Source organism: Sphingobium sp. (genome assembly GCF_003248505.1).
GTDB lineage: Bacteria > Pseudomonadota > Alphaproteobacteria > Sphingomonadales > Sphingomonadaceae > Sphingobium.
This window is the reverse complement of sequence record NZ_QFOA01000113.1, coordinates 1-7,368: the sequence shown is the minus strand read 5'-3', so window position 1 is coordinate 7,368 and position 7,368 is coordinate 1. Positions and strand designations below refer to the sequence as shown.

At 56.8% G+C, this 7,368-nt stretch carries 6 protein-coding genes; 1 reads left to right on the top strand and 5 read right to left on the bottom strand.

Features of this window, described 5'->3' with window-relative positions; all coding sequences use genetic code 11:
- Window positions 1-59: 59 nt before the first annotated feature.
- The 3 genes from DI606_RS18875 to DI606_RS18865 all read right to left on the bottom strand — a co-directional run bounded on the left by DI606_RS18875 (window position 60) and on the right by DI606_RS18865 (window position 3,934).
- A complete protein-coding gene (locus DI606_RS18875; RefSeq protein ID WP_293985424.1) occupies window positions 60-1,823 on the bottom strand; it encodes a hypothetical protein in 1,764 nt (587 codons plus the stop codon).
- Window positions 1,823-3,097 carry a tyrosine-type recombinase/integrase gene (locus DI606_RS18870; RefSeq protein WP_293985422.1) on the bottom strand — a complete coding sequence of 425 codons (1,275 nt, stop codon included), beginning with the start codon at window positions 3,095-3,097 and terminating at the stop codon, window positions 1,823-1,825. The genes DI606_RS18875 and DI606_RS18870 overlap by 1 nt, the downstream gene beginning before the upstream one ends.
- 369 nt (window positions 3,098-3,466) lie before the next feature.
- A complete protein-coding gene (locus DI606_RS18865) occupies window positions 3,467-3,934 on the bottom strand; it encodes a hypothetical protein (protein ID WP_293985420.1) in 468 nt (155 codons plus the stop codon).
- Between the two features lie 127 nt (window positions 3,935-4,061).
- Here DI606_RS18865 and DI606_RS18860 point away from each other — a divergent pair, with 127 nt between their 5' ends.
- Window positions 4,062-4,355, top strand: a complete 294-nt coding sequence (locus tag DI606_RS18860; protein WP_293985418.1) for a helix-turn-helix transcriptional regulator — start codon at window positions 4,062-4,064, stop codon at window positions 4,353-4,355.
- Between the two features lie 39 nt (window positions 4,356-4,394).
- Here the strand turns inward: DI606_RS18860 and DI606_RS18855 are convergent, their stop codons facing one another.
- Both DI606_RS18855 and DI606_RS18850 read right to left on the bottom strand, forming a co-directional pair.
- On the bottom strand, window positions 4,395-5,432 hold the full coding sequence (locus DI606_RS18855) for a hypothetical protein (protein WP_293985416.1): 1,038 nt from the start codon (window positions 5,430-5,432) through the stop codon (window positions 4,395-4,397).
- 722 nt (window positions 5,433-6,154) lie between these two features.
- The coding region (locus tag DI606_RS18850; protein WP_293985414.1) for an HWE histidine kinase domain-containing protein at window positions 6,155-7,368 on the bottom strand (1,214 nt) is incomplete at its 5' end.

Here is a 7,368-nt window from a genome sequence, read left to right as displayed (position 1 = left end):
TGTTCTTACATCATCAGCCACTACGATACCCCTCGGATGAGGGGCAAAACATAGACAGATCAGCAGCTACGAAAATGTGGGGAGGTTTTGGCGCTTACGATCTTCCCGAGCTCGCACGAAACGCATCGCCCGTAGGCGCGGCAAGGAACCCCTGGTTCTTCGCCTGCTATGTGGCCTACTTGAAGGTCTTTGCATTCCCAGCCCGGCGTGGCGGCAAAAGAAATAGACGAGTTCGATAGGCGCGGATCGATGACTCCGTGGGATTCAACCCATGTTTGCATCGCTGCGGACACAGGTGCGAGCCGCTCGTCGTTCCTTTTCCGCGCTCCGTCTTGCAGGTAGTGCTCGATGGTCGTGTCCACCCGCCGGTGCTGGCCGGCGTGACTCGCAGCGATCACATCCCCATCAAAAAGGTGATGAACGAGATCGATGACGCTGGGTCTTATCGATCTTGGAGTGAACCTTTTCGCACCGAGTTTTGCGTTCTCATTGGGTTCCGATGCGCTGTGACGGTCGAGGAATTTTGCTAACGCACGCCTGAGGGTGTCGGGGGTTGCGAAGCTCCTCACGTTCCTGATGTGGTCTCGAAAGAGAAATAGGTGCCCCTGTTGATCGAGGGTCGCGTGTGGCATGATGGTGGAGGTCCATCGTTCGATCGTTTCGATCATCTCTGCGGGATTATGTGCATCGGTCGTGATCGGCCAGGACGCGTGCTGCTTGCGTTTCGCTCGATTTTTGAAAGGTGTTCCTTTCAACCGCTCACCATAGACACTTGGCTGTCGCGTGAGATCGGAGCGTTTCAAGGCACCCAGAACGTCTGGGTTGTATCGATAATAGACTGCGAAGAGGAGACAGAACGGAAGTAGGAGAGATGACGATGGATAGAGCAGGGAGACGGCATCTTGATACTCCGGTCCGTTCATGGACCAAAGGCGAGGGAACGTTTTCTTGCGAAACGACGCTCCGCTGTCATCTTCGCTTACGACGACCCTCATCTCATCCCTGCATGGTGGGGGAAGGGCGTTTCCAAAGAAAATGCCCATTGCGTTGACTTCGCGTGCGATGAGGGGATCGACGAGGTCATCGTCGCCCTCATCCGCGAGTCCATCCACCATTCGCCAGTAGGCCCGTAGGCGAAGTGTAGTGGCTTCCACTTCCTCGCGGCATAGCCTGACAAGCATCTTCAATTCCGGCCGAGTCAGGATCGGCACAGCGTGCCGCTTGCTCCTCTTGGTCCAGAGGCGATCCGTATTGAGGTTGAGATCGGCCCTGATTTCGGTCTTGAAATCGGGATGGAGCCTGAGGCGCTTGAACGTCTCTACGAGCGTGCGATAGATCTCGCGTTTGTAGTCAACCGAGAGAGGTAGTCCCCCAACCCTGGCTTGTGCAGCGTAGGCGGACCGCGCATTTGTTTCGCGCACCGGCGTCCTTTGAATATCGAGCCAATCACGAAAGCGCTGAAGGACCCCGTTATGTATGTTCCTCAGACCGAGCTGCAGGAGCTTCTGTTCAGCAAGGAATCTTACAAAGAAAGTTAACTTGGTCAGTTCCATTCTCAATGTGCTGAGTTCAATCTCCTGCGTGCGCAACGCGACGATGCTGGCAAATGCCAGTCGCATGTTCTCGAGCGGCAAGAGTGTTCCCAACGAGACCGTTTCCACCACTCCATTGTCGTGCAGAAATGGGACCGTCAGGGCCGTCTCTGTCGAGGTAACCAGTGCAACGTCCCCCATCAGGCTATCGAAGTTTCCTCCGTCTGCGAGAAATTCTTCGAGGTCCTGCTCGGTGGAAGACAGCCGTGCGCTGTCACGCTGATCGTCCATCACAGCTCTCCCAGATATTCGTGGACCCGTTCGGCGATCTCAGCCTCATATTCTCCGACGTGGCGGAGGTAGTGCTTGCGGGTCGTTTCCCAGTCAGCATGGCCAAGTGCGATCTGCACGAGTTCCCAGGGCTCGGCATAATTCAGAGAGGCCGGGTTGCGATCCAGCTGCTTTCGAAGACCCACATAGTAGCGGACTGCGAACGTGTGCCTGGTGTCATGGAAGCTATGGGTCGTCTGTTGGACGATGACGGGAACGCCCTTCTTCATGCGTTGAACGCTCTCCGTCATGTTCAGGCGCCTCATGAGGCACGCGAAGTCGCGATGGATAGTATTTGTCTTGAGCTGACTGCCAGGGCGAGACGCGTTGTCGAAGTTCACGAAGACATATCCGTGGTCCTTGCTGCCGCCGGCTTTGAGCTTCTTCACGCTGCGGGTCCGTTCGCCATCGATATAGTTTTTCAACTCGACGATCAGGCGGTTTGGAAACCCCACTGGCCGATGAATCCGTCCCTTGGTGATCTGGATGCGCACGGGCTGGGTGGCGTTCGGACGCGTCATGTCGGGAACGAGTTTTGAGATGGCGGATGTTCTGAGGTAGCAGATCTCCTCGCCTCGCATCCCTGTGAGAAGGCCAACCTCGAGGAGCAGGCGGTCCCTAGTGGACCGAAGGCTTTCCGGAGCTAGCTCCGTTGGTAGGGGGCCAAGAGCAGCCCTCATCTTCGGCACTTCGTCGGTGCCGAAGGGTCGGATCTTTTCATCCTCGGCGGTGCGACGGCGACGGTTGTTACTGTAGCGAGCAGCGAGCGATTTCGCGTCCCATGTGACAGCCGTCAGTCGAACCGCGTTCGTGTAGCTGTAGAAGGCTTTGACCGTTCCGAGCTTGATGCTGACGGTATTCGGATCTCTCGCCTTTCCACTATGCTGCGAGATCCGCCCGACTTGATAGTTCGTATAAGCCAGAAGGAGATCGTGGTCAGCCTTCTGCCAGTCACGCTTCAACGCAGCCAGGAAGCCCAGCCATTCGCGCAGGTTGTAGGCATCCTTCCTGTTGGTCGCGAATGAGGGCACGGCATTATGTTCCGTCACCCTGCCAGTGGCGCCGTAGTTTGCGCGAAGGAAAAGGAACGCTGGCCAGATGATGGCCTGCTTTGCCTCGTCGATTATGTAGAGCATACCGGGCTCGGCCTTGTCTTCGCCAAGCTCCTCTAGAATCGCGGACTGCTCTTTATTCGGGTTTTCAATGGGCGCGAGTTTGACTACTATGGGTCTCATGGATCGGCTCTATTCTGCAACGGTTCTGAGTGGCGCGCGGCGCTGAGATTTAAGAAAAAGCCTCATCGTATAAGAACCCTTATATTGCGTGGCTTTTCCATGAACCTGCCTAGAGCCATCACCGAGATGGATCGGTAACGCACTGAAAAGTGCAGGATTTTGCTCTCTTCCCGATGCATCGACAGATCCATGGCCGTTCCGCTTCCCAACAAAGACATCAAATTCATCGCCACCCCTGCCGTCGGCCTTTCCAACACAGGTCTGGGCGTGACAGTCGTGGCTTTGGCAGGTGAGTGATAGGTTGGTAGAAATCGCGATGTGCAAGAAAGTAGCATATAAATCAGGCTGCTCTTTCTGGTGATTTTTTCATTAGTTCGGCCGCAGTCCGCTGGCGGTTACCGCTCGACACGGACTTACCGCGACGGCCCATTCGACAGGTGGCGCATCGATGATGATCGCCATCAGGCTCTGGTTGTCGGTTGAGAAGGCGTCCGAGATGATGTGCCTACCACTGGTCAGCAGCGGGATCTCGGCTACTTCCTGAAATCTACGTCCTGGCAGTTGGCCAATCACGGTTTCTGGCAGGCGGGGGGTCACGAAAGTGACGGCTTCCCCGTTCGACATGAACACACCGGCAGCGGTGTGCACCTCGGCCTCGAGAACGTCATAGCTGATGCAGACAGCGTGGACCTGAAGCGTCTCATCCGAAGGTAGGTCGAGGGGTTGACGGTCCAGCATCCATTCAACTGGATAAAGCCTAATTACATAGTCGATGAACGGCGTTGGAGATATCTGCATCGCAGACAGGGCGTCCAGCAGTAGGGGAGTGATCCTCATGTTTTTTCCCATGGTCGTGAATTTCCTGTTCGCACGATCCGAGTTGCTATGACGGCCCCCGCGGTTTGAATATGGCATCGCCCCGCGGCCTTGCCGGCCGGCTGCTAATCATCCTAGAAGCCGGACTATGACGAGTGCGACGCAGCCGCCGGGGGAGTCTGACGGTGTTTCAGCCGCGGTTGGCGCGCGCGTTGCGGCGCTCCGTAAAGAGCGTGCTGGAATGACGCAGACGCAGCTGGCAGCAGCAGCAGGTCTCTCCCAGCCCTACCTAGCTAAGATCGAGGCGGGTCGGCAGGACTTCAGCCTTCGTGTCCTTGCGAGGTTGGCCAAGGCGATGCGCCTTACTTTGGCAGAACTTGTTGATGGCATCGACGTGAGCACCGTCGAGCTCGAAAGCCGCCCCTACTCTCGCTCTGCGTAGGATGGGCGCCCAGCGGCAAAGCCGAGCGCCCACTTGTTTTCATGCAGCAAGGCGCCGCTCTTCTCCAAAGTAGCCGCTATCGGCGTCAAAGGTGCGAACCTGTGACATGTCGAAGTAGAACAGGTCGCGGACGCCCGTTTCATGATGGACGATATTCGTGATCGGCAGCCCGCAAAACACAGGATGCGACGTTAGCCCAGCAAGCGTCTTACCAAGCAAGCCGCGCAGGTCTTGCTCTCCCTTCTCCCCGTGGAACCAGGCGTATTCGCCGTTCCAGCACAGTTCACCTAGTTGGAGGCTCGATCCAACGACGCCGTCTGAGGTATGGATGGAGAGTGTTCCCTCCTGCTCACCGAGCGTGATTTTTCTGTTCACGCATTGCTTCTTCCACGCCCGGCGAAGGATCTGCGCGACGTCCAATTTGTGAGCCTCAAGCAGCTCGATCGTTATTTGATCGACGGTGAGATCGTAGCCAGCGCGTTCGAGTGCCTCCAGCCGCTGCTGCCGCTCGCGCTGATCTTTAAGAAGGTCGGCCATCTCGTCTGCGACATCGACCGCTTCTTCAACGTAGAAGCTCGATACTTCGGGCTGCAAGTGAAAGGAGGTGTTGCGGATGGAGACCTCTGCAAGCACGCCGAATGCTGCTTCCTTCCAGTCCTTGCCAGAGAGCGCTCGCACATAGGTGGGCTTAAAGCCAATTCCCGAGAACTGAATGTCGAGTCCGTCGGCACGAGCCGCCGAAACTTGGGCAACTGCTTCCTTTTTCACCTTGGCGGCGTATGCCAGAAGCATCTTCGTGGCTTTCTGAAGGTTCACTAGGGCCTGTGCGAACAGGCTTGCATGCCAATCGGCGTCTTCTTGGTCATGTATGTTGAAGAACCCCTCCATGGCCCTCAACGGAACGAACAGTTCCGTTCCGAGCGGAACGTTGAGGAGAAATGGTTCGCCTGGGGTATCTTCATCAATCCACTGCCGGCTGACAGCAACATCCGAATGCCCCTCCGCGTCGAGTTTTGCTCGAATGAGCGCGATGACGCCGCGGTTGGTGATGAACGGCTTTGATTTATCGTAGGTCATGTCTGATCTCCTTGGGAGACAGGTCGAAGGACGCAATTTTCCCCTTCGCTCGCCTGCTCAATTTCGAACTTCCTGAAGTGTTGAGTTGAGGCTTGAGTGCGTCTGGCCCCGTATTGCCAAAGCTAATGAAAGTAGGGTCATGTGGGCTCGCCGCCTCCGCAGGGCGCTCGCGGTGTCGCGGAGCCCTTGCGGTCAGAAGTCGATTCTCTCATTTTCTTCCCCCTATGGCGCAAGGCGCCGTTTTTCACTCTCCAGAAGCGGAGCAACCAAGCTCAACTTCCTTTCCCGACGGAGGAATTTTTGGGCAGGATGGATTAACAACAAGTATAGTGCAGGAATAAATTATGATGGATCAGTAATTTATACGTGAACATGCCTCTTGGCATCAAAAACACTAATTCAAATCAATCTGAGTTGATTTGAATTAATCCAATGTCGCTTGTTTGACGTGTTTGCCGGTATCATTTTCCCATCGCAGGGTCGCTGATCCGCAGCAGACAGCCGATGCTCTCTTACCAGAGGTCAATTCGACGCAACCCGCTCGTCATCTGCGTGTTGTGACGCGGATGATGCACTACAGACGACTTCAAGCGCAGTTGGAACGGTGTCGACGGCTTGCGTCGAGTGTCGATGATCAGCAAGCGCACACGGCGCTGATCACTATGGCTGCGGAGCTCGAGGTCGAATTGGCGGCAGCTGCCAAACGGCTTGAGCTTATTCCGTCAGCCTGAGATCATCCTGCGGGCCTCGCCGAGTTGGCTGCCCATGGTTTTGAGGCTGGCCGGCTTGCGAACCACCGGTATCCCACGAAGATGCTCAGGGATGAGGACATTATCTCCGTAGCCCGTCGAGAAAACGAATGGGATACCTAGAGCAACGAGATGGTCGGCGATCTGTTCAGATGTCTCTTCGCCGAGGTTGAAGTCCAAGACGGCCGCGTCCGGTCTGAATGATCCGAGCGTGAGAAGGGCATGGGTGGCGTCTGGCGAAAGCCGCACGTCGTTGGCACCAAGGCGCCGAAGAAGATCTTCTGTGTCGAGCGCGATGAGTGACTGGTCCTCGACCAGCAGCATGGAAAGTCCGTCCAGCGAACCTAGCTTGGCACTATCGGTTTGAGCGGCCGCGCTCTCGCTGTCCTCGTCGGCAAGCGAGACGAACCGCGCAGGAATGACGAGGCTCGCCGTCATGCCTGTCGGCGGGAATGTCAGGTCCGCGCGTCCCCCGAGATCATAGACCATTGTGGTCTGAATGAGCTTCGACCCGAAGCCTCGCCGCTTGGGAGCCTTAGTCTGCGGTCCGCCTGACTCCGTCCAGCGGATTTCGCAGCCATCAGTCTCGCTGTAGGTCCATGCTATGTCGAGCCGGCCTTCCGGGACGGAGAGTGCGCCGTATTTCGCGGCGTTCGTCATGAGCTCATGGACGACGAGCGCCAGCACGCCGAAGGCACGGTCGTTCAACCTGACCTTGTTGCCTGATGCGAGCACGCGGTCGGCTCCTGGCCCGTAACGGTGGAGTCCGGCCTCAGCCTCGATGAGCGTTGCGAGGTCGCCACCGACAGTTGCGCTGAGTGACTGGTCATGCGCGAACGCCAAGGCTCGAAGCCGTCCTTCGAACGAGTTCGTGTAGTCCTCGACTGTTTCTGCATGCGCGCCCGTCTGGACGGCGATCGACTTGATGAGCGTGATGATGTTTTTGACGCGATGGTTGAGCTCGTCATTCAGGACGCGGCGGCGATGCTCCAGCTTCCCGCGCTCCTCAGCAGTGATCTCCGTTTGCTTGAGAAACACGTCGCGCAGATAGGTCCTTACGGTCTCTGCCGTGGATAGGTCGGTCTCGACCTGTCCGCCGTCAGCACCAATGGCACAGATTTGAGGTTGTGATTTAAGGAGGATCTGGGCTTCGTCGTAGTGACGAAGGAACGAAGATGAAGCCCAGA